A 19568-nucleotide genomic window follows, 5' to 3' on the forward strand; every position below is an offset into this window, starting at 1 on the left:
ATCATCCCTCTGATCCCCGCGACGCGGCGGGATCAGTCCCGACGGTGGCGCGGCTTGCGCGCAGGGCGCTCATCGCCCCGGTCGTCGCGCCGGTCACGGCCCCCGTCGTACGAGCGGCGGTCGCCGTCGCGCTGAGGACGGCGACCCGGTGCTCCTCGATCCGGCTTGATTTCGATCAGCTTCCCCGAGATGCGGGTGTCGCGCAGCTTCTCGAGAACGCGGCGGTCGAGGCCTGCAGGCAGCTCGACGATCGAGAAGTCCGGCCGGATCGCGATCGCGCCGAAGTCGTCGCGACCGAGCCCGCCCTCGTTCGCGAGGGCGCCGACGATCTGGCGCGGCTCCACGCGGTGCCGTCGACCCACCTCGATGCGGTACGGCTCGTAGTCGCCGCGGCCGCGCCGCGGCGGGCGGTCCTCGCGCTGCTCGCGGCCGCCGGTGCGCTCCCGGGGCGGACGGTTGTCGCGCGCGACCGCGGCGGCGAGCGCGTCGTCGCCCGCCTCCAGGAGCAGCGGCTGATCGCCCTGCGCCACGATCGCCAGCGCGGCCGCCACGTCGACCTCCGGGACGTCGTGGTTGCGCACGTAGTGGGCGATCACATCGCGGTAGACGTCGAGGCGGCCGGTGTCCTGCAGCGCCTCGGTGATCGCGTCGTCGAACCTGGCCAGGCGGGTGCTGTTGACGTCCTCCGCCGTGGGCAGCTGCATCTGCGTCGGCTGCTGGCGGGTCGCCTTCTCGATGTGGCCGAGCAGGTAGCGCTCGCGCGGGGTGATGAAGCTGATGGCGTCGCCCGTGCGGCCGGCGCGGCCGGTGCGGCCGATCCGGTGCACATACGACTCGGTGTCGGTGGGGATGTCGAAGTTCACGACGTGGCTGATGCGCTCCACGTCGAGTCCGCGTGCGGCGACGTCCGTCGCGACGAGGATGTCGAGCTTCGCCTCCTTGAGCTGGTTCACGGTCCGCTCGCGCAGGTTCTGCGGGATGTCGCCGTTGATCGCCGCAGCCGAGTACCCGCGGGCGCGCAGCTTCTCGGCGAGCGTCTCGGTCTCGTTCTTGGTGCGGACGAACACGATCATCCCGTCGAAGTTCTCGACCTCGAGGATGCGGGTGAGGGCGTCGACCTTCTGGGCGTAGGAGACGACCAGGTACCGCTGCGTGATGTTCGCGTTCGTGGCCGTCTTCGACTTCACGGAGATCTCCTCCGGGTCGCGCAGGTACTGCTGCGCGATGCGCCGGATCTGCGGCGGCATCGTGGCGGAGAAGAGCGCGACCTGCTTCTCCTCGGGGGTCTGCGACAGGATCTGCTCGACGTCCTCGGCGAAGCCCATCTTGAGCATCTCGTCGGCCTCGTCCAGCACCAGGTAATCGAGCTCGGAGAGGTCCAGCGTGCCCTTCGCGAGGTGATCCATGACGCGGCCGGGCGTGCCGACGACGATCTGCACGCCGCGTCGCAGCGCCGAGAGCTGGACGCCGTAGCCCTGACCGCCGTAGACCGGCAGCAGGCGCACGTCGGGCATCTGCGTCGCGTACGACTCGAACGCCTCGGCCACCTGGAGCGCCAGCTCGCGCGTGGGCGCGAGCACGAGCGCCTGCGGGATCTTGCGCGCCGTGTCGAGCCGCTCGAGGATCGGCAGCGCGAACGCCGCGGTCTTGCCGGTGCCCGTCTGCGCCATGCCGACGACGTCACGACCGCTCAGGAGCGTGGGGATCGTGGCCCGCTGGATGGGCGAGGGCGTCTCGTAGCCGAGCTCACGGATGGCCGACAGCACCGACCCCGTGATCCCGAGCTCCTCGAAGCCGGGCTCGGCGGGGGCGTCGGTCGGCTCGGGCTGGTCGGCGTCTCGTGTGCTCACCCGCCAACGCTACCGTCCGCGGATGTGCGAACGCCGGATCGCGCCGCCCGTCGGGCCGCCCGCCGCGTCAGCTCGTCGTGAGGGCCTGGATGCGCTCCTTCACCTGGCGGCGCAGCACCTTGCCGATCATCGACTTGGGCAGCTCGTCGACGACGAAGATGCGGCGCGGCACCTTGTACGGCGTGAGGATCCCGCGGACGAAGGCACGCACGGCCTCGACGTCGATCTCGGCGCCCTCGTCGGCGACGACGGCGGCGACGACCTCCTCGCCGCTGTGCGGGCTGACGAGCCCGACGACCGCCGCATCGGCCACGTCGGGGTGCTGGCGCAGCGCGTTCTCGACCTCCGTCGGGGCGACGTTGAAGCCGCCGGTGATGATGAGCTCCTTGATCCGGTCGACGATCCGCACGAAACCGGCGTCGTCGATGGTGACGATGTCTCCCGTGCGGAACCATCCGTCGACGAACACCGTCTCGGTCTCCTCGGGCTTGCCGTAGTAGCCGCCGAACACCTGCGGCCCGCGCACCAGCAGCTCGCCAGGCTGGCCGGGCTCGACGTCGCGCGTCGGGTCGTCCGGGTCGACCACGCGGCATTCGGTGCCGGGCAGCGGCAGGCCGATGCTGCCGGCGACGCGATGCGTCGCGACCGGGTTCGCCATGAGGACCGGGGAGCACTCGCTGAGCCCGTATCCCTCGACGAGGAACCCGCCGGACTCGGCCTCGAACGGCTCGACGAGCTCCGCGGACAGCGCCATCGCGCCCGAGATCGCGATCTCGGTGCCGGCGAGCGAGACGCCCCGCTCCTTCGCGCGCTTCAGCAGCCGCTCGGCGATGGGCGGGACCAGCGGCAGGAAGGTCGCGGGATGTCTTCTCACCGCGTCGAGCACCATGTCCGGGTCGAACTTCGGGAACAGCACCAGCCGCGCGCCCATCGACATCGCGAACGTGAGGCACAGCGTCAGTCCGTAGGCGTGGAACATCGGCAGCACCGCGTACACGCTGGTGCCGCGCCCTCGCGCGATGGTCGGCACCCACGCCCGAGCCTGCGCGGCGTTCGCGAGCAGGTTGCGGTGGGTCAGGGCCGCGCCCTTCGGGGTGCCCGTGGTGCCGGAGGTGTACTGGATGATCGCGAGGTCGTCGGTGGCGGGGCGCGGATGGGACGCCGGAAGGGGAGAGGGATCCAGCAGCTCCTCCCAGCGGATCGCGCCGCGCACCTTCTCCGTGAGCTGGGCGCGGGCCTCGCGGGCCTTCGCGATCGGCAGGCGCAGGGCGGCCCGTGTCGTGAGCGGCATCGCCCGGGTCACGTCGACGGAGACGAGCGTGCCGACGGCGAGATCGGCCGGGAAGTCCTGGATCGTCCGGGCGACCTTGCTCCAGACGATGGCGTGCTTCGCGCCGTGATCCTCGAACTGCTTGCGCATCTCGCGTGCGGTGTAGAGCGGGTTGTGCTCGACCGCGACGGCGCCGAGCCGCAGGACCGCGTAGAACGCGACGATGTGCTGCGGGCAGTTGGGCAGCACGATCGCGACGGGGTCGCCTTTACGCACGCCTCGCGCGTGCAATCCCGCGGCCGCTCGGTCGATGGCCGTGTTGAGCTCGGCGTAACTGGTCGTCCGCCCGAAGAACTGGAGCGCCGGCGCATCGGGGAACTCCGCCCCGGACGCCGCCACCAGATCGAGGAGCGAGCCGGAGACGGGCTCGAGGTCGGCGGGCACGCCGTCTGCGTAGCTGCTCACCCAGGGACGCGGCGGATCGTACGTGGTCACCCGACCAGCCTATTGCGGCGCCCCGGTCCCGTGCGGAGCCCCGCCCGGTGCGCGGCTCCGGTGGCCCACTCCTCACCGCGTAGACTCGCGGGGTGTCTGAAATCACCCCCGATCTCGTGCGCCATCTCGGTGTGCTCGCCCGGATCCAGCTGAGCGACGAGGAGGTGACCCGCCTGACCGGAGAGCTCGACGCGATCGTCGACAACATCGCCAAGGTCTCGCAGGTCGCGACCCCGGATGTGCCGGCGACGAGCCACCCGATCCCGATGCAGAACGTCTTCCGGCCCGACGAGGTCACCGAGACGCTGACCACCGCGCAGGCGCTGCAGAACGCGCCCGACGCAGACGGGTCGCGCTTCCGCGTGACCGCGATCCTGGGGGAGGAGCAGTGACCACGGACATCACCCGCCTGAGCGCTGCCCAGCTCGCGGAGAGGCTGGCCGCGCGCGAGGTCTCGAGCGTCGAGGCGACCCGGGCCCACCTCGACCGTATCGCCGCCGTCGACGGCGACGTGCACGCGTTCCTGCACGTGTCGGACCGCGCGCTGGACGTCGCGGCCGACATCGACCGCCGTCGCGCCGCGCGCGAGGAGCTCGGCGAGCTCGCCGGCGTGCCGCTCGCGGTGAAGGACGTGCTGGTCACGACCGACATGCCGTCGACGTCCGGTTCGAAGATCCTCGAGGGCTACATGTCGCCGTACGACGCGACCGTCGTGGCGCGCTCCCGCGCCGCCGGTCTCGTGCCGCTGGGCAAGACGAACATGGACGAGTTCGCAATGGGGTCGTCGACCGAGCACTCGGCGTACGGACCGACCCGCAACCCGTGGGATCTCGGGCGCATCCCGGGCGGGTCCGGGGGCGGCTCGGCGGCGGCCGTCGCGGCGTTCGAAGCCCCGTTGGCGCTGGGCTCCGACACGGGCGGCTCCATCCGCCAGCCCGCGCATGTGACCGGCACGGTCGGCGTGAAGCCGACGTACGGCGGGGTGAGCCGGTACGGCGCGATCGCGCTCGCGTCGAGCCTGGACCAGGTGGGGCCCGTGACGCGCACGGTGCTCGACGCCGGCCTGCTGCACGACGTCATCGGCGGTCACGACGTGCACGACGCCACGTCGCTGCCGGATGCGTGGCCGTCCTTCGCGGAGGCCGCCCGCGAGGGTGCGCGCGGAGACGTGCTGAAGGGCCTGCGGATCGGCGTCGTGAAGGAGCTCCCTGACAGCGGCTTCCAGCCAGGCGTCGCGGCCTCGTTCCGCGAGTCGCTGGCCAGGCTCGAGGCGCAGGGCGCGGAGATCGTCGAGATCAGCGCCCCGCACTTCGAGTACGCCGTCGCCGCGTACTACCTGATCCTGCCCGCCGAGGCGTCGAGCAACCTCGCGAAGTTCGACTCCGTGCGCTTCGGCATGCGCCTGGACGTGCCGGGAGGCACCGTGGAGGACGTCATGTCCGCGACCCGCGACGCGGGCTTCGGCCCCGAGGTCAAGCGGCGCATCATCCTCGGCACCTACGCGCTGTCGGCGGGCTACTACGACGCCTACTACGGCAGCGCGCAGAAGGTGCGGACGCTGATCCAGCGCGACTTCGACCAGGCCTTCCGCTCGGTCGACGTCGTCGCCACGCCGTCCGCTCCGACGACCGCCTTCAGGATCGGCGAGAAGATCGACGACCCGCTGTCGATGTACCTCAACGACCTGACGACCATCCCCGCGAACCTCGCAGGCGTGCCGGGGATCTCCGTGCCGTCGGGCCTCGCGGCCGAGGACGGCCTGCCGGTCGGCATCCAGTTCCTCGCCCCCGCCCGCGAGGACGCGCGGCTCTACCGCGTGGGCGCGGCGCTGGAGGCGTTGCTCGTCGACGAGTGGGGCGGCTCGCTGTTGGACCGCGCCCCCGACCTGACCGGAAACGACGTGAAGGGGGCGACCCGCTGATGGCCCGCGCCAAGCTGATGGACTTCGACAAGGCGCTGGAGCTGTTCGAGCCGGTGATCGGCCTCGAGGTGCACGTCGAGCTCAACACGAGGACCAAGATGTTCTCGCCGGCGGCCAACCCCGCCCATGCGGACAACCACGACGCCGAGCCCAACACGCTCGTGGCGCCGGTCGACATGGGCCTCCCCGGCTCGATGCCGACCGTGAACGCGGAGGCGATCCGCTCGTCGATCAGCCTCGGCCTGGCCCTGGGCTGCTCGATCGCGCCGTCCAGCCGCTTCGCCCGGAAGAACTACTTCTACCCCGATCTCGGCAAGAACTACCAGATCAGCCAGTACGACGAGCCCATCGCGTTCGAGGGTCAGGTCGAGGTCGAGCTGTCGGACGGCGAGATCGTCACGGTGCCGATCGAGCGTGCCCACATGGAGGAGGACGCCGGCAAGCTGACCCACGTCGGCGGCGCCACCGGTCGCATCCAGGGCGCCGAGTACTCCCTCGTGGACTACAACCGCGCCGGCGTGCCGCTCGTCGAGATCGTCACGAAGCCGATCTTCGGCGCCGAGCACCGCGCGCCCGAGCTCGCCAAGGCCTACCTCGCGACGATCCGCGACATCGCGATCGCTCTGGGCATCTCCGAGGCGCGCATGGAGCGCGGCAACATCCGGTGCGACGCGAACGTCTCGCTGCGCCCGCGCGGCGCCGAGAGGCTCGGCACGCGCACCGAGACGAAGAACGTCAACTCGATGCGCTCGGTCGAGCGGGCGGTGCGCTACGAGATCCAGCGGCAGGCCGCGATCCTCGAGGCCGGCGGGACGATCACGCAGGAGACCCGCCACTGGCACGAGGACACCGGCGAGACCTCGCCCGGTCGTCCGAAGTCCGACGCGGACGACTACCGCTACTTCCCGGAGCCCGACCTGCTGCCCGTCGAGCCGTCGGCGGAGCTGATCGACGAGCTGCGTGCAGCGCTCCCCGAGCAGCCGGCAGAGCGTCGTCGCCGGCTGAAGGCCGAGTGGGGCTTCACCGACCTGGAGTTCCAGGACGTCGCCAACGGCGGCCTGCTGGCCGAGGTGCAGGCGACGGTCGCGGCCGGCGCTACCCCCGCGGCGGCGCGCAAGTGGTGGACCGGTGAGATCACGCGCGTCGCGAACGTCGAGGGCCGGGAGCCCGCCGAGCTCGTGACGCCGGAGAACGTCGCCGCGCTGCAGGGGCTCATCGACGAGGGAACGCTCACCGACAAGCTGGCCCGACAGGTGCTCGAGGGCGTCATCGCCGGCGAGGGCACCCCGCAGCAGGTCGTCGACGCCCGCGGTCTCGCGGTCGTGTCGGACGACGGCGCGCTGATCGCCGCGATCGACGAGGCGCTGGCCTCGCAGCCGGACGTGCTCGAGAAGATCCGCGACGGCAAGGTGCAGGCCGCCGGTGCGATCATCGGCGCCGTGATGAAGGCGATGAAGGGTCAGGCCGACGCCGCGCGGGTGCGCGAGCTCATCCTGACGCGCGCAGGCGCGGAGGGGGCATAGGCCACGTCTGACGGGAGCCGCCGCAGGGGCAGCGCCGATGATGCCGCGGGCGCACCGACGGGGTCCGATGTCCCGGCGTGACCGCGGTCGAGCGACGTGGCTCGCGGTCGCGTCGGTCGGCCTCGCGCTCTGTGCCGGCGCGGCCTCCGCCTCGGCGTCTACCGTGGCGGAGCCGCATGCGGCCGCTGCCGTCGAGGGCTCGGAGCCGTCCACGCGGAACGAGGTCGCGGCCGCGCTGGCGGGATACATCGTCGACGGGATGTCGACGGACGAGCGCGCCGCGGCCGTCGTGATGGGCCACGTCGGGGGCACCGACCCCGACCGGCTCGGACGGTACGTCGCCGACGGCCGCCTCGGCGGATTCCTCCTGATGGGCTCGAACGTCCCCGATGACGAGCGCGCGCTACGCGAGGTGACCGACGCCGTCGACGGCGAGGACGGCGGGCTCCCGCTGCTCGTGGCCATCGACGAGGAGGGCGGGACGGTCGCCCGGCTGCCGTGGGACGACGGGCCGGCCGGCGTCGAGCTGCAGGGGCGCGACCCCGGCGACGCGGAGGCGGCCTTCGACGAGCGAGGCGGACTGCTGGAGCGTGCGGGGATCACCGTGAACTTCGGCATCGTCGCCGACGTCGGCACGCGCACGAGCGGCTTCATCCGGCCTCGCGCGCTCGGCGCGGACGCCGCCGGAGCGTCCGACCGTGTCGCAGCCGCGGTGGCGGGAGAGCGACCGTATGCGCTCTCGACGCTGAAGCACTTCCCCGGGCACGGCGCCGCGCCGGGCGACTCGCACAGCGTCATCCCGGAGACCTCTCTGTCGGCGGACGACTGGCGGACGCAGCACGCGCCGCCGTTCGAGGCCGGCATCGAGGCGGGCGCCGAGATGGTCATGACCGGGCATCTGCGGTTCACCGAGATCGACGACGCGCCGGCGTCCCTCTCCCCGCGCTGGTACGCGATCCTCCGCGACGACCTGGGGTTCGAGGGCGTCGCGATCACGGACGATCTGGGGATGCTGCTGTCCTCCGGTGACGCGCGGTACGCCGACCCGGTGCGCAACGCGGTCACGGCGATCGGGGCCGGCGCCGACATGGTGCTGATGGTCGCGGGGTCGGACGAGGACACGGCCACGGAGATGGCCGAGGGGATCGCCACCGCCGTCGCCGACGGCGAGCTCCCCGAGGACCGTCTCGCCGAGGCGACCACCCGCGCGGTGGCGGCGCGCGTACTGGCGTCGGGTCTTCTCGACGGGCCCGAGTTCGACTGAGCTCTCAGCGCGATGTCGGCGGTTCGCGGGAGAATGAGGACATGGGGCGAGCGGACGGATCGGGGCGCATCGTGTCGTCCGTCGACGCGGACGACACCGGCACCGGCATCCTGCACGTCGACATGGACGCGTTCTATGCGTCGGTCGAGCTGCTCGACGATCCGTCGCTGAAGGGCAAACCCGTCGTCATCGGTGCGCCGGACGGCCGCTCGGTCGTCTCGAGCGCGTCATACGAGGCGCGCCGATTCGGCGTGCGCTCGGCGATGCCGATGGCGCATGCGCTGCGGCTCTGCCCCCAGGCCACCGTGGTGCTGCCGCACTTCGACCGCTATCGGGCGGTGTCGGCGCAGGTCATGGAGATCTTCCGCGGCTTCACCCCGCTCGTCGAGCCGCTGTCGATCGACGAGGCGTTCCTCGACGTCCGCGGAGCGCGGCGTCTGTGGGGGAGCCCGGGACGCATCGCGCGACTGATCCGGGAGCGCATCGTCGCGGAGGTCGGCATCACCGCGAGCGTCGGCGTGGCGGCGACGAAGCACGTCGCGAAGATGGCGTCGACCATGTCGAAGCCCGACGGCCTGCTGATCGTGCCGGCCGAGCGCACGCAGGAGTTCCTCGACCCGAAGTCGGTGCGGGCGATGTGGGGAGTGGGCCCGAAGGCGGCCGAGGCGCTGGAAGCGCGGGCGATCCGCACGATCGGAGACGTCCGCAGCACACCGGTCCATGTGCTCGAGCGCGTGGTCGGTCCGGCCGGCGCGCGGCGCATCTCCGAGCTGGCACGGGGTCTCGACGCGCGGTCGGTCGAGACCGAGCGCGCCGAGAAGAGCATCGGCCACGAGGAGACCTTCGAGACCGACGTCGCCGACATCGAGGTGCTGCGCGCCGAGCTGCTGCGGCTCTCCGATCGCGTCGGCGTCCGTCTGCGGCGCGCAGGCGTGGAGGCCGCCGGAGTGGCGATCAAGGTGCGCTTCTCCGACTTCTCGACGATCACCCGGTCGGCGACGCTCGCCGAGCCGTCGGCGGTGGGCCAGCGGATCGCGGAGGCGTCGCGCGAACTCCTCGCAGGGGTCGACATGCGGCTGCCGGTGCGGCTGATCGGCGTCCGCGCCGAGCGGCTGCGTCCGGCGGGGTCGGGCGGGGCGGCGTTGTGGGACGACGACGAGGACTGGCGACGCGTCGAGGGGACGCTGGACGACGCGCTCGCGAGGTTCGGCAACGGCGCCGTGACACGAGCGGCGTTCCTCGGGCGGGGGGAGCGGCCCGTGCATCTGCCGTCGCACCCGCGACCGCCCATGGACTCCGACTGACGGTTCGCCTGCGGTCGGCGGCGTGTCGCAGGCGGCGAGTCCCGCGCCGACGGCCGAGACGGCGCCGGCCCTCCCGCTACGCGCTCGCTCCGCCTAGGGTGTAGTCATGCCCAACATCGCACTGGAACTCGGTAAGGCGTCCGCGAACATCGGCGTGAAGAGCGCCTACGGCGAGCAGCAGGACGTCGACGGGGTGCGCGTCATCCCCGTCGCCGCGACCTGGTCCGGGTTCGGGGGCGGGTCGGACGACGCCGGCAACGGCGGCGGCGGTGGCGGCGGCTTCTCGGCGCCCGTCGGAGCGTACATCCGTCGCGGCGACACGATCGTGTTCGAGCCGAACGTGGTGTCGCTGATCGCCGTGTCGATCCCGTTCGTGTGGGTCGCCGGCCGGGTGCTCGCCCGCATCATCCGTGCCCTCAAGAAGTAGCCGCCCGGATCCCTTCCCCGCGGCTCACGACGCCGCTTTCGCGTCCATCGCGGAGGCGGTCAGTCGGCTGGAGAGCGACGCGGCGCTGATCGTGATCGACGGTCAGAGCGGCGGAGGCAAGACCACGCTGGCGCGCCGCCTCGTCGACGAGTGGCCCAGGGCAGGGGAGACGCCGCAGCTGGTGGAGCTGGACTCGTTCTATCCGGGATGGGACGGTCTCACCGAGGGCACGCGGCTGACGCACGAGTGGCTGGTGGCGCCGCACGCGGCGGGCGAGGTCGGCCGCTGGCGCCGGTTCGACTGGGACGCGCTCGTCTTCGCCGAGCGCCACGAGGTGGACCCGCAGCGCCCTCTGATCGTCGAGGGTTCCGGGGCCCTGACATCCGAGGGCGCGGTTCTGGCAGACCTGACCGTCTGGGTGGAGGCCCCGGAGGCGTCCCGCAGGCGCCGCGCGCTCGACCGCGACGGCGACGCATACGAGCCGCACTGGGAGCGTTGGGCCGCGCAGGAGCGCAGGCATCTCGCGACGCACGACCCGCGTGCGGTCGCCGAGCTGGTGGTGCGGCTGCCCTAGTCGGCACCGCCGCGCAGATCCGGCTCGGCGGCCTGCACGAGGACCTCCAGCCGATAGCCCAGCCAGTCGTAGACGCCGAACCGCGGGTCCTCCGGGTCGTGCTCCTCGTCGTCCTCGTGGATGCCGAGCCGAGTCGCGACGACGAGGCGCACCGCGGCGAGCGTGCGCAGCCACGCCTCCACGCTGTCGCCTTCCAGCGACACGTCGACGCGCGCGAGCTCGTCCTGCACCCGCTCGACGCGCGACAGGTCGTCCAGCACGACCCGAGCGTCGTTCGCGCGGCGGCGCAGCAGATCCGACCGGGTGAGCGCGCGGAACTCGCGCGATGCCTCCGCGTCCTCGGGATACACATCGGGCGTCAGGCGCTCGAGCGCTGGGTCCGGCGCCGACGGCGTGCTGTCGACCAGATCGGCGAACTGACGCACGAGGTCGGCGAGATGGGTCGTCTCGATGCGCGTCAGCGACAGGACGACGGCACGCTCCGTCATGAAGCCGCCCTCCTCACCGTGGCCCAGAGGCCGTAGTCGTGCATCGCCTGGGCGTGCAGCTCCATCTGCTCGCGCGCGCCCTCGGCCACGACGGCGTGACCCTCGTGGTGCACGGCGAGCATCAGCTCCGTCGCGCGTGCGGCGCTGTAGCCGAAGTACTCGCGGAAGACGCGCGTCACATAGCTCATCAGGTTGACCGGGTCGTTCCAGACCACCGTCTGCCACGGCACGCTCGGGTCGACGCGGTCGTCCAGACGCGTGTCCTCGTCGAGATCCGGCGTCGCGATGCTCAGCGCGGTCATGCCCATCCCAGTTCGTGCAGTCGGTCGTCGTCGATGCCGTAGAAGTGCGCGATCTCGTGCACCAGGGTCGTGTGGATCTCGTCCCGAAGCTCGTCCTCGGTCTCGCACCTGTCCAGGTGCGGCTCTCGGTAGACGATGATCCGGTCCGGCAGCTCGCCCATGCCGTATCGGTCGCGCTCGGTCAGAGCGAGCCCGTCGTAGAGCCCGAGCAGATCGAGCGAGCCGTCCTCCGGGCGATCCTCGACGACGAACACGACGTTGTCCAGCCCGTCGACCATGTCGTCCGGCAGGGCGTCGAGCTCCTCGATCACCAAGCGCTCGAACGCGTCGGCGTCGATCTCCCTCATCCGCCGACCTGCGAACGACCGCCGCGACACTCGAACCTTCGGCTCAGGATCGCTCCTCACTCACTGGGGTGGCTGACGGGGCTTGAACCCGCGACCCCCGCGACCACAACGCGGTGCTCTACCAACTGAGCTACAGCCACCGTGGCCCCCGATCGACTCGGGGACAACCTCTTTATTCTGTCACACTTCTGGTCCGAACGATGACACCACCGAGGACGCGATCGCGCGTGCGGCGTCGCTGGTCGGCCCGGGCTCGGGCACGAAGACGGCACGGCGGTAGTACTCCAGCTCTCGGATCGACTCGAGGATGTCGGCGAGCGCCCGGTGGCCGCCGTCCTTGGCAGGCGCGTGGATGTAGGCGCGGGGGAACCAGCGACGCGAGAGCTCTTTGACGCTGGACACGTCGACGCTGCGATAGTGCAGATACGTGTCCACCGCGGGCATGTACTTCGCCAGGAACATGCGGTCCGTGCCGATCGTGTTCCCGGCCAGGGGCGCCTTGCGCGCCTGGGGGGCGAGCCGCTTGATGTACTCCAGCGACAGCCGCTCGGCCTCCGCCAGGGAGACGCCGCCGTCGAGCTCGTCGAGCAGCCCCGACTTGCGATGCATCTCCGTCACGAACTCGCCCATGTTTTCCGTGGCCGCCTGCGACGGCTTGATGACGACCTGGAACCCCGGGTCCAGGATCCGCAGCTCGAAGTCGGTCACGACGATCGCGATCTCGACCAGCTCGTCGACCGAGAGGTCGAGGCCCGTCATCTCGCAGTCGATCCAGACGAGCCGGTCGTTCTCGGAGGCGCCTACCATGCCCCCAGCCTATCGACGCTCGGCGACGGGCCTGACGCGGAGGGGCCTGCCCGGAGCGGTACCGTATAGGGAGGCCCCCTTAGCTCAGTGGACAGAGCAGCAAGCTTCTACCTTGTCGGTCGAGGGTTCGAATCCTTCAGGGGGCGCTCTCGGGGTCGCGGTCCCGGTCTGCCGTCTTCTCCCGACGTCGCGCGCGCCACTCCCTCGTGTACTGCCTGCGACGCTCGCGGCACGCGTCGCAGCGACAGTTGTGGCGCCCCTTGGCGCCGCCGCCATGAGGGACGACGCGCCGCTGCGGCTCGAGGTCCGGGGAGGCGATCTCGTCACCGCGGACGAGGAGGTGTTTCCGGAACCCGCCACGTGCCGCTCCTCGTCGGCGGTGGCAGTTCGCGCACACCACCTCGCACTTGGCGATCTCCGCCTCGATCGCCTTCCAGGAGCGCGTGGAGCCGCCGACGCCGCGGGCGATGTCGAACAGCTTCTCCTTTCCCGGGAGGTGGTCGAACTCGAGCACGACGATGTCGGCCTCTCCGCAGTCCACGCACGGGTGTCGCTCGAGATGGGCGACGACGCGGAGGAAGTTGCGATGGCGGTGCCGAGCCTGAAGCTCGTAGAGGCGGGCGCGATCCATGCCCACGACATTAGAACATATGTACGACATTGCGGATCGTGGTCTGGAGGGCTTCCCGAGGGGCGGGACCCGGCGTAGCCTCGCTGGCGACGAAGGGAGTCGACGATGACGACGACGCACGCACGACGTCTGTACGTGGCCTACGGTCCGGCGGGGGCGGTGGGGATCGTCCGGGAGGTCGAGGACGGACGGTTCGCCGTCACGATGGCCGGCGCCGATGCGCCCGTGGGGGAGTATGCAGGCCTGGACGTCGCGAAGAACGCCCTCGTCTCGCACCTCAGGCCGGGGTCGGGGCGACCGGAATTCCGGCAGCACTGACCTCCCGCGTGCGCCGCGTGTCGAGCAGTCTCAGGGCGACATCGGCGCAGGGGCCGATGAGTAGGGCGTAGACGACCGTCCCGAGCCCGACGGTGCCGCCGAGCAGCCAGCCGAGCCCCAGCACCGTGAGCTCCACTGTGACCCGTGCGCGCCAGACGGGCCATCCCGCCCGGCGATGCAGGCCCGTCATCAGGCCGTCGCGCGGGCCCGGGCCGAAGCGCGCTCCGACATAGAGCCCCGTCGCGAGGCCGACCAGGGCGATGCCGCCGAGCAGCAGGGCGATGCGCGCGGGCAGCGCATCGATCGGCGGGATCAGGTCGAGGGTGACCTGGATGGCGGGGCCGACGACGAGGATGTTCAGCACGGTGCCGATGCCCGGGCGCTCGCGCAGGGGGATCCATGCGAGCAGCACCAGCGCTCCGAGCAGCGTGACGACCCATCCGACGCCGAGCCCGGTGTGGAAGGAGAGCCCTTCGGCGAGCACCGTCCACGGGTCGAGCCCGAGGCCGGCCTCGACCGTCAGTGCGACGCCGACGCCATAGAGCGGCAGACCGACGGACAGCTGGGCGATGCGGCGCGTGAGCGAGGCGTGGAACATGGCTCCAGTCCAGCCAGAGATTGGCATTTGGTAAAGATGCCAATCTCGCTAATGTGGATACATGGCAGATTCTCGACTGTCCGCTCGTGCGCTCGACGCGCTGCTCGGCCCCTGGCGGACGAGAGAGCCCGCGTACGAGGCGCTGGCCGACGCGATCCGTCTCCTGTGCCTGGACAACCGCATCGCCCCGCAGACGGCGCTGCCGGCGGAACGCGAGCTCGCCGCGCGTCTCGGGGTGAGCCGCACCACGGTCGCGGCCGCCTACCGCAGCCTGCGAGCCAGTCGTCACATCGAGAGCGTCCGCGGATCCGGCAGCATCACCCGCCCGCTCGGGCGGCGCGATCTCGGGCGCGTGGCGGCCGATGCCGAGTCCACCGACCTGCAGCAGGCGAGCCCCGCCGCGTGGCCGGGGCTGGCGGCGGTGTACGCGGAGGTGGCGGGGGACGCCCCCTCGGTGATGGCGAGGCCCGGCTACGACGTGACAGGTCGTCGGGGCCTGCGCGAGCAGATCGCGCGTCGCTACACCGAGCGCGGGCTGCCGACGGAGCCGTCCCAGGTGATGGTGACGAACGGCGCGCAGAGCGCGATCTCCCTGCTCGCCCTCCTGCTGGTGTCGCGCGGCGATCGCGTGCTGCTCGAGACCCCCACCTACCCGCACGCCGCCGAGGTGTTCGCCCGTCAGGGCGCGCGACTCGTCGGGGTGCCGGTGATCGTGGGAGCGGGGTGGGACCTCGAACGCGCGGAGCACGCGATCCTCCGTTCCCGACCCGGCGTCGTCTACCTGATGCCGGACTTCCACAACCCGACCGGGGAGTCGATGGCACCGGAAGCGCGCGTGCGGGTGGCCGAGCTGGCCCGCTCTGTGGGCGCGCTCGTCATCGTCGACGAGACGACCGCGGAGCTGGGCGTCGAGCACGTGTCGTCGCCCGTGCCGTTCGCGGCAGCCGCCGGCGCAGACGGCGTCGTCACACTCGGCTCACTCGGGAAGACGGTATGGGGAGGGCTGCGGATCGGCTGGATCCGGGCCGACGTCGACCTGGTCCGTCGCCTCACGGCCGCGCGGCCGACGACCGACCTCGGCACACCGGAGTTCGAGCAGGCCGTCGCCGAACGTCTGATGCCCGTCATGCCCGAGGTGCTGCGTCAGCGCGCGGAGCTGCTGCGCGCGGGCCGCGACGCGATCGTCGACGTCCTGCGGCGCGACCTGCCCGAGTGGGACGTGCCGCACGTCTCGGGCGGAGTGTCCCTCTGGGTCGGTCTCGGCGCGCCCCGCAGCTCGGCGCTGACCCTCGCCGCGCGCCGGCGGGGGCTGCTGCTGTCGGCGGGACCCCGCTTCTCGGTCGGCGGCGGGCACGAGCGCCATCTCCGAGTGCCGTTCACGGCACCCGCGCCGGTGCTGTCGCAGGCGGCCCAACTGCTCGTCCAGGCATGGCACGACGTCGCCGACCTGCGGTTCGACGCGGGCGAGACGGCGCCGCTGGACGCCGTGGTCTGACCGTCGTCAGGAGCGGAGGCTCGCGACCGCCTCGTCCGCGCCCCAGAACTCGCCGACCTCGACGAAGCGGCCCGCCGCGCCGCCCGGACGGGGCGGAAGCTGCAGGCGCTCCGCACGGAAGCGGACGCCGAGCGGATGATCGACCTGCCGGAGGTGCCCGATGACGCGATCGTCCGGCGCGACGACCCGCCACAGAGCGGCGCCGGCGCGTGCCAGCCTCTCGCGCCCGCGGAGGGCTGGGGCGGCGACGGGAACGTCGGGGGCGAATGCGGTGTTGTCCATGAGGGCTCCTCTCTGCGAACGACGATAGGAGGGGCCACCGACATCCAGTGCGCCGCCGACGGACGTCACGGAGCGGCGTACGGTTGATGCGAGCGAGCAGCTGCCGCGGAAGCGGCGAGAGGAGTACGACATGCAGACCTTCGTCCTGGCCGGTGGATGCTTCTGGTGCCTGGATGCGGCCTACCGGGCGCTGCAGGGAGTGGAGAGCGTCGTCTCCGGCTACACCGGCGGCACGACGCCGGATCCCGACTACGAGCTCGTCTGCACCGGTGCGACCGGGCATGCCGAGGCGGTGAAGATCACGTTCGACCCCGAGCGGATCCCCGCGGACGTGATCCTGGACGCCTTCTTCACCATGCACGACCCGCGTCAGCTCAACCACCAGGGGGCAGACCGCGGCACGCAGTACCGATCGGCGATGTTCCCCGCGGACGACGCTCAGCGGGAGCTCTTCGAGGCGGCACGCACGCGGGCGTCGGACATCTGGGACGCGCCGATCGGGGACGCGGAGGGGACGATCGTCACGACGATCGAGCCGCTCGGGGTCTTCTACGACGCGGAGGACTACCACCAGGACTTCTTCGCGAAGAACCCCACGCAGGGGTACTGCCTCGCGGTGGCGGCGCCGAAGGTGAACAAGGTCCGCGCACGGTTCGCGCAGTTCGCCGCCTGACGGCCTCTCGTCCACAGCCCTGACGATCGCCCCCGTTCTTCGACGGACGGGGCGATCCGTTCTGCCGCCCCGCGGCGCCGGGCACAGTCGTGTCGAGGCCGCGCGCCCCGGGGCGCGGTCGCAGCCGGGGGTGGTCTCCGGCTGCGGAAGGGACGACCATGAGCGACATCATCACGATCACCGGCAACATCGCGACCGAGCCCACGAGGAGCGCGCTGCCGAACGGCGTGCCGGTCACGCGGTTCCGCCTCGCGAGCGCGCAACGCAGGTACGACCGCGAGGCGGGGGCCTGGGTCGACGGCTCCACCAACTGGTACAGCGTCTCGGCGTACCGCGCGCTGGCGGACAACGCCGGGGCGTCCCTGAACAAAGGGGAGCGGGTGGTCGTCACCGGCCGCCTCCGTCTGCGGGCGTGGGAGAGCGATGGGCGTAAGGGAATGGAGGCCGAGATCGACGCGGACGCGCTCGGGCACGACCTCCGCTTCGGCACGACGTCGTTCCGGAGGTCGGGGCAGCGCGCGACCGTCGGCGAGACGGCCGCGGACGGGTGGGCGGTGCCGGGTGAGCAGCCCGGCGACGACGAGCCCGCGCCGGAGCCCAGCGAGCGGACCGAGCAGGCCGAGACGCCGTTCTAGACTCGGCGCGTGACCATGCGCCGCGCCGTTGGACGGGCCCCTGGCCCGCGAAGGACGTGCTCGCCGGCCGCCACGCGCGCGCTCGCCCTCGTCGTCGTGATCGGTGCGGCGGTGACGTCGGTCTCATGCGCCCCCACGGCTCCCCCGGCGCCGGGCGCCTCGCCGTCGCCCTCGGTGAGCGCCTCGGCGACGAGCGAGCCGGCCGCTCCCGAGGCGCCGGCGCTGGTGCCGGAGGGCACGGCCGATGACAATCTGCCGTACTTCTCCGCGATCGTCGATGAGGTGTGGGGCTCCGACCGGCGAGGAGAGGGCCGTGCGTACGTGGATGCGCTCGTCGAGGCCGGCTTCGACCGGGTCGCCATGCAGGTGACGGAGGACCTCACCACCGTGGGCAACCCGGCGGAGTCGATGCAGTTCTCGGTGCGCTGGGACGATCAGTGCCTGATCGGCCAGGTCGGCCCGGACGTCGGGGAGACGGTCGCACGCGTGCTGCCCGCCCTGGAAGACGGCACCGTGTGCCTGCTCGGCGACACCCGTCCGATCGACTGGTGACCGGAACGCCCCGTGACGTGAGGCGATCCCGTCCTAGACTGGGATCAAATGGCTGAATACATCTACTCAATGGTGCGCGCCCGCAAGACGGTGGGCGACAAGCTCATCCTCGACGACGTGACCATGGCGTTCCTGCCCGGTGCGAAGATCGGCATGGTCGGCCCGAACGGCGCCGGAAAGTCGACGATCCTGAAGATCATGGCGGGGCTCGACCAGCCGTCGAACGGCGAGGCGAAGCTCACGCCCGGCTTCAGCGTCGGCATCCTCATGCAGGAGCCGGAGCTCGACGAGTCGAAGACCGTGCTCGAGAACATCCAGGACGGCATCGCGATCAAGGCGAAGGTCGACCGCTTCAACGAGATCTCGGCGCTCATGGCGGAGCCGGACGCCGACTTCGACGCGCTCCTCGCCGAGATGGGCACGCTGCAGGAGGAGATCGACGCGGCCGACGGCTGGGACCTCGACTCTCAGCTCGAGCAGGCGATGGACGCGCTGCGCACGCCGCCCGCGGACGCCGCCATCGCGCCGCTCTCGGGCGGTGAGAAGCGCCGCGTCGCGCTCGCGAAGCTGCTGCTGCAGAAGCCCGACCTGCTGCTCCTCGACGAGCCCACCAACCACCTCGACGCAGAGAGCGTGCTGTGGCTCGAGCAGCACCTGCAGTCGTACAAGGGCGCCGTGATCGCCATCACCCACGACCGGTACTTCCTCGACCACGTGGCCGAGTGGATCGCCGAGGTCGACCGCGGCCGTCTGTACCCGTACGAGGGCAACTACTCGACCTACCTCGAGAAGAAGGCCGAGCGCCTCGACGTGCAGGGCAAGAAGGACGCCAAGCTGCAGAAGCGCCTCAAGGAGGAGCTCGAGTGGGTGCGCTCCAGCGCGAAGGGCCGCCAGACGAAGTCGAAGGCGCGTCTGGCCCGCTACGAGGAGATGGCGGCCGAGGCGGAGCGGACGAGGAAGCTGGACTTCGAGGAGATCCAGATCCCCGCCGGGCCGCGACTCGGCAGCATCGTGATCGACGCGAAGAAGCTGCAGAAGGGCTTCGATGGGCGCACGCTCATCGAGAACCTGAGCTTCAACCTGCCCCCGAACGGCATCGTCGGCATCATCGGCCCCAACGGCGTCGGGAAGACCACGCTGTTCAAGACGATCGTCGGCATCGAGCCGCTCGACGGCGGCGAGCTGAAGATCGGCGAGACGGTCAAGATCAGCTACGTCGACCAGAGCCGCGCGAGCATCGACCCCGAGAAGACGCTCTGGGAGGTCGTCTCGGACGGCCTCGACATCATCACGGTCGGCAAGACCGAGATCCCGTCGCGCGCCTACGTGTCGAAGTTCGGCTTCAAGGGACCGGACCAGCAGAAGAAGGCCGGCGTCCTGTCGGGCGGCGAGCGCAACCGGCTGAACCTCGCTCTCACGCTCAAGGAGGGCGGCAACCTGCTGCTCCTCGACGAGCCGACCAACGACCTCGATGTGGAGACCCTGAGCTCGCTCGAGAACGCTCTGCTCGACTTCCCCGGCTGTGCTGTGGTCATCACCCACGACCGGTGGTTCCTCGACCGCATCGCGACGCACATCCTCGCCTACGAGGGCACCGACGAGAACCCCTCGCAGTGGTACTGGTTCGAGGGCAACTTCGAGGCCTACGAGGCGAACAAGGTCGAGCGTCTGGGCCCCGAGGCGGCGCGACCGCACCGCACCACGCACCGCAAGCTCACGCGCGACTGACACCGCGCACGAAGAGGCGGGGGGGGGGCGGGGGGGGGGGGGGGGCGGGGGGGGGGGGGGGGGGGGGGGGGGGGGGCGCCCCCC

22 protein-coding genes and 2 tRNA genes are annotated in these 19568 nt (G+C 71.4%); 14 read left to right on the top strand and 10 right to left on the bottom strand.

The window, feature by feature from the left end; genetic code table 11:
- Positions 1–32: 32 nt before the first annotated feature.
- Both K5S26_RS05520 and K5S26_RS05525 read right to left on the bottom strand, forming a co-directional pair.
- Positions 33–1850 (bottom strand): DEAD/DEAH box helicase, encoded by a 1818-nt coding sequence (locus K5S26_RS05520; RefSeq protein WP_221856720.1) that lies wholly within the window; start codon positions 1848–1850, stop codon positions 33–35.
- Positions 1851–1917: 67 nt separating this feature from the next.
- Complete coding sequence (locus K5S26_RS05525) at positions 1918–3615, bottom strand: long-chain-fatty-acid--CoA ligase (RefSeq protein WP_221856721.1); 1698 nt, start codon at positions 3613–3615, stop codon at positions 1918–1920.
- A 92-nt stretch (positions 3616–3707) separates the two neighbouring features.
- On the opposite strand from K5S26_RS05525, the gene gatC reads away from it, so the two are divergent.
- From gatC to K5S26_RS05560, 7 genes are all read left to right on the top strand, one after another.
- On the top strand, positions 3708–4007 hold the full coding sequence (gatC, locus tag K5S26_RS05530; protein ID WP_308122777.1) for an Asp-tRNA(Asn)/Glu-tRNA(Gln) amidotransferase subunit GatC: 300 nt from the start codon (positions 3708–3710) through the stop codon (positions 4005–4007).
- Positions 4004–5536, top strand: coding sequence for an Asp-tRNA(Asn)/Glu-tRNA(Gln) amidotransferase subunit GatA (gene gatA / locus K5S26_RS05535; protein ID WP_221856723.1), 1533 nt, complete (start codon positions 4004–4006; stop codon positions 5534–5536). Before gatC ends, gatA begins: the two co-directional genes overlap by 4 nt.
- Complete coding sequence (gene gatB, locus K5S26_RS05540; protein WP_221856725.1) at positions 5536–7059, top strand: Asp-tRNA(Asn)/Glu-tRNA(Gln) amidotransferase subunit GatB; 1524 nt, start codon at positions 5536–5538, stop codon at positions 7057–7059. The genes gatA and gatB overlap by 1 nt, the downstream gene beginning before the upstream one ends.
- A 163-nt stretch (positions 7060–7222) precedes the next feature.
- The gene (locus K5S26_RS05545; RefSeq protein ID WP_308122778.1) at positions 7223–8323 is read left to right on the top strand and encodes a glycoside hydrolase family 3 N-terminal domain-containing protein; all 1101 of its coding nucleotides are present in this window, start codon (positions 7223–7225) and stop codon (positions 8321–8323) included.
- A 41-nt stretch (positions 8324–8364) separates the two neighbouring features.
- Positions 8365–9627 (top strand): DNA polymerase IV, encoded by a 1263-nt coding sequence (dinB, locus tag K5S26_RS05550; RefSeq protein ID WP_221856729.1) that lies wholly within the window; start codon positions 8365–8367, stop codon positions 9625–9627.
- A gap of 106 nt (positions 9628–9733) precedes the next feature.
- Positions 9734–10054: a hypothetical protein gene (locus K5S26_RS05555; RefSeq protein WP_221856731.1), complete on the top strand. Its 321-nt coding sequence runs from the start codon at positions 9734–9736 to the stop codon at positions 10052–10054.
- Entirely contained in the window at positions 10038–10628 is a 591-nt protein-coding gene (locus K5S26_RS05560; protein ID WP_308122780.1) for a nucleoside/nucleotide kinase family protein, read from the top strand. Before K5S26_RS05555 ends, K5S26_RS05560 begins: the two co-directional genes overlap by 17 nt.
- Here the strand turns inward: K5S26_RS05560 and K5S26_RS05565 are convergent.
- From K5S26_RS05565 to orn, 5 genes are all read right to left on the bottom strand, one after another.
- The gene (locus tag K5S26_RS05565) at positions 10625–11116 is read right to left on the bottom strand and encodes a DUF2017 family protein (protein ID WP_221856733.1); all 492 of its coding nucleotides are present in this window, start codon (positions 11114–11116) and stop codon (positions 10625–10627) included. The genes K5S26_RS05560 and K5S26_RS05565 overlap by 4 nt on opposite strands.
- Complete coding sequence (gene clpS / locus K5S26_RS05570) at positions 11113–11418, bottom strand: ATP-dependent Clp protease adapter ClpS (RefSeq protein WP_372454384.1); 306 nt, start codon at positions 11416–11418, stop codon at positions 11113–11115. The genes K5S26_RS05565 and clpS overlap by 4 nt, the downstream gene beginning before the upstream one ends.
- Positions 11415–11765, bottom strand: coding sequence for a metallopeptidase family protein (locus tag K5S26_RS05575; RefSeq protein WP_221856737.1), 351 nt, complete (start codon positions 11763–11765; stop codon positions 11415–11417). The genes clpS and K5S26_RS05575 overlap by 4 nt, the downstream gene beginning before the upstream one ends.
- 64 nt (positions 11766–11829) lie before the next feature.
- A tRNA-His gene (locus tag K5S26_RS05580) sits at positions 11830–11905 on the bottom strand.
- Positions 11906–11945: 40 nt separating this feature from the next.
- Positions 11946–12572: an oligoribonuclease gene (gene orn / locus K5S26_RS05585; RefSeq protein ID WP_221856739.1), complete on the bottom strand. Its 627-nt coding sequence runs from the start codon at positions 12570–12572 to the stop codon at positions 11946–11948.
- A 73-nt stretch (positions 12573–12645) separates the two neighbouring features.
- Between orn and K5S26_RS05590 the strand changes: the two genes are divergently transcribed.
- Positions 12646–12718: transfer RNA gene (locus K5S26_RS05590), tRNA-Arg, on the top strand.
- On the opposite strand, the gene K5S26_RS05595 is transcribed toward K5S26_RS05590, so the two are convergent.
- On the bottom strand, positions 12709–13203 hold the full coding sequence (locus K5S26_RS05595) for a hypothetical protein (protein ID WP_221856741.1): 495 nt from the start codon (positions 13201–13203) through the stop codon (positions 12709–12711). The genes K5S26_RS05590 and K5S26_RS05595 overlap by 10 nt on opposite strands.
- A gap of 105 nt (positions 13204–13308) precedes the next feature.
- Here K5S26_RS05595 and K5S26_RS05600 point away from each other — a divergent pair, with 105 nt between their 5' ends.
- Positions 13309–13521: a methyltransferase gene (locus tag K5S26_RS05600; RefSeq protein ID WP_221856743.1), complete on the top strand. Its 213-nt coding sequence runs from the start codon at positions 13309–13311 to the stop codon at positions 13519–13521.
- On the opposite strand, the gene yczE is transcribed toward K5S26_RS05600, so the two are convergent.
- Complete coding sequence (gene yczE / locus K5S26_RS05605) at positions 13481–14119, bottom strand: membrane protein YczE (RefSeq protein ID WP_221856745.1); 639 nt, start codon at positions 14117–14119, stop codon at positions 13481–13483. The two genes, K5S26_RS05600 and yczE, sit on opposite strands and share 41 nt — an antisense overlap.
- 61 nt (positions 14120–14180) lie before the next feature.
- Between yczE and yczR the strand changes: the two genes are divergently transcribed.
- The gene (gene yczR, locus K5S26_RS05610; protein WP_221856748.1) at positions 14181–15614 is read left to right on the top strand and encodes a MocR-like transcription factor YczR; all 1434 of its coding nucleotides are present in this window, start codon (positions 14181–14183) and stop codon (positions 15612–15614) included.
- A gap of 6 nt (positions 15615–15620) precedes the next feature.
- Here the strand turns inward: yczR and K5S26_RS05615 are convergent, their stop codons facing one another.
- Positions 15621–15896 (bottom strand): hypothetical protein, encoded by a 276-nt coding sequence (locus K5S26_RS05615; protein ID WP_221856750.1) that lies wholly within the window; start codon positions 15894–15896, stop codon positions 15621–15623.
- 130 nt (positions 15897–16026) lie between these two features.
- Here K5S26_RS05615 and msrA point away from each other — a divergent pair, with 130 nt between their 5' ends.
- The 4 genes from msrA (at position 16027) to ettA (ending at position 19484) form a co-directional block, all read left to right on the top strand.
- The gene (msrA, locus tag K5S26_RS05620) at positions 16027–16569 is read left to right on the top strand and encodes a peptide-methionine (S)-S-oxide reductase MsrA (protein ID WP_221856751.1); all 543 of its coding nucleotides are present in this window, start codon (positions 16027–16029) and stop codon (positions 16567–16569) included.
- A 158-nt stretch (positions 16570–16727) separates the two neighbouring features.
- Positions 16728–17204, top strand: a complete 477-nt coding sequence (locus K5S26_RS05625; RefSeq protein ID WP_221856753.1) for a single-stranded DNA-binding protein — start codon at positions 16728–16730, stop codon at positions 17202–17204.
- A 15-nt stretch (positions 17205–17219) separates the two neighbouring features.
- Positions 17220–17756: a DUF6993 domain-containing protein gene (locus K5S26_RS18635; protein ID WP_246603688.1), complete on the top strand. Its 537-nt coding sequence runs from the start codon at positions 17220–17222 to the stop codon at positions 17754–17756.
- 48 nt (positions 17757–17804) lie between these two features.
- Entirely contained in the window at positions 17805–19484 is a 1680-nt protein-coding gene (gene ettA, locus K5S26_RS05635) for an energy-dependent translational throttle protein EttA (RefSeq protein ID WP_221856755.1), read from the top strand.
- Positions 19485–19568: the final 84 nt, after the last annotated feature.

This window comes from Microbacterium marinilacus (genome assembly GCF_019753765.1).
GTDB classification, from domain to species: Bacteria; Actinomycetota; Actinomycetes; order Actinomycetales; family Microbacteriaceae; genus Microbacterium; species Microbacterium marinilacus.

Coding starts and splice junctions, on each gene's coding strand:
- K5S26_RS05625 (WP_221856753.1), top strand. CDS start 16,728: ATGAGCGACATCATCACGATCACCGGCAACATCGCGACCGAGCCCACG.
- msrA (WP_221856751.1), top strand. CDS start 16,027: ATGCAGACCTTCGTCCTGGCCGGTGGATGCTTCTGGTGCCTGGATGCG.
- K5S26_RS05595 (WP_221856741.1), bottom strand. CDS start 13,203: ATGGATCGCGCCCGCCTCTACGAGCTTCAGGCTCGGCACCGCCATCGC.
- K5S26_RS05555 (WP_221856731.1), top strand. CDS start 9,734: ATGCCCAACATCGCACTGGAACTCGGTAAGGCGTCCGCGAACATCGGC.
- K5S26_RS05565 (WP_221856733.1), bottom strand. CDS start 11,116: ATGACGGAGCGTGCCGTCGTCCTGTCGCTGACGCGCATCGAGACGACC.
- gatB (WP_221856725.1), top strand. CDS start 5,536: ATGGCCCGCGCCAAGCTGATGGACTTCGACAAGGCGCTGGAGCTGTTC.
- K5S26_RS05575 (WP_221856737.1), bottom strand. CDS start 11,765: ATGAGGGAGATCGACGCCGACGCGTTCGAGCGCTTGGTGATCGAGGAG.
- ettA (WP_221856755.1), top strand. CDS start 17,805: ATGGCTGAATACATCTACTCAATGGTGCGCGCCCGCAAGACGGTGGGC.
- K5S26_RS05615 (WP_221856750.1), bottom strand. CDS start 15,896: ATGGACAACACCGCATTCGCCCCCGACGTTCCCGTCGCCGCCCCAGCC.
- yczE (WP_221856745.1), bottom strand. CDS start 14,119: ATGTTCCACGCCTCGCTCACGCGCCGCATCGCCCAGCTGTCCGTCGGT.
- orn (WP_221856739.1), bottom strand. CDS start 12,572: ATGGTAGGCGCCTCCGAGAACGACCGGCTCGTCTGGATCGACTGCGAG.
- K5S26_RS05600 (WP_221856743.1), top strand. CDS start 13,309: ATGACGACGACGCACGCACGACGTCTGTACGTGGCCTACGGTCCGGCG.
- dinB (WP_221856729.1), top strand. CDS start 8,365: ATGGGGCGAGCGGACGGATCGGGGCGCATCGTGTCGTCCGTCGACGCG.
- K5S26_RS18635 (WP_246603688.1), top strand. CDS start 17,220: ATGCGCCGCGCCGTTGGACGGGCCCCTGGCCCGCGAAGGACGTGCTCG.
- yczR (WP_221856748.1), top strand. CDS start 14,181: ATGGCAGATTCTCGACTGTCCGCTCGTGCGCTCGACGCGCTGCTCGGC.
- clpS (WP_372454384.1), bottom strand. CDS start 11,418: ATGACCGCGCTGAGCATCGCGACGCCGGATCTCGACGAGGACACGCGT.